The 894-nt window shown below is 46.2% G+C and carries 1 protein-coding gene; it reads left to right on the forward strand.

The window, feature by feature from the left end:
- Positions 1-894: FAD-dependent oxidoreductase (locus A3738_RS08645; RefSeq protein ID WP_197473722.1), on the forward strand; the 894-nt coding region annotated here is incomplete at both ends.

Below are 894 nucleotides of genomic sequence, written 5' to 3' on the forward strand. Positions count from 1 at the left end.
ATTTATAGTGCGCGCAAAGGTTTGAAAGTAACGCTGATTGCTGAGCGATTAGGTGGCCAAGTGAAAGACACAATGGGCATCGAAAACCTCATTTCAGTATCGAGTACAACCGGTCCTGAACTAACAGGAAACTTAATCAATCACATGAATGATTACGACATTACGGTGAAAGAGCACTTGCGTGTAAGCGAAGTGATCGATGAAGAGATCAAAACCGTGGTCTTGTCATCAGGTGAGCGTATCGATACCAAGACCTTGATTGTCGCAACAGGGGCGAAGTGGAGAGAGCTAAACGTTCCTGGTGAGAAAGAAAATATCGGTAATGGCGTGGCGTACTGTCCACATTGTGATGGCCCATTCTTCAAAGGGAAAGATGTTGCTGTTGTTGGTGGTGGTAATTCTGGAATCGAAGCGGCACTCGATTTGGCTGGTATCGTGAAGAGTGTGACGGTGCTTGAATTTGCAGATACCTTGCGAGCGGACCAAGTACTGGTAGATCAAGCGCAAGCGCGTGACAACATTACGATTATCAAGAGTGCTGCAACGCAAGAAGTCACTGCGGCGAATGGTAAGGTCAACGGTATGAAATATCTTGATCGTGACACCAACGAAGTGAAAGATGTTGCAGTCGATGGAGTGTTTGTACAGATTGGTTTGGTGCCTAACAGCGCATTTATCAAAGATGTGATCGAAACAAGCCAATATGGTGAGATCGTTATTGACGAAAAGTGCCACACATCAAGCAAAGGCATTTATGCAGCGGGCGATGTGAGTACGGTTCCTTACAAGCAGATTGTGATCGCGATGGGCGAGGGCTCGAAGGCATCATTGAGTGCATTTGAATACTTGCTTGCAAACTCTCAGAGACTTGAGGAACTTTACGAAGCGCAGAAG

It is taken from the genome of Oleiphilus sp. HI0066, from assembly GCF_001635725.1.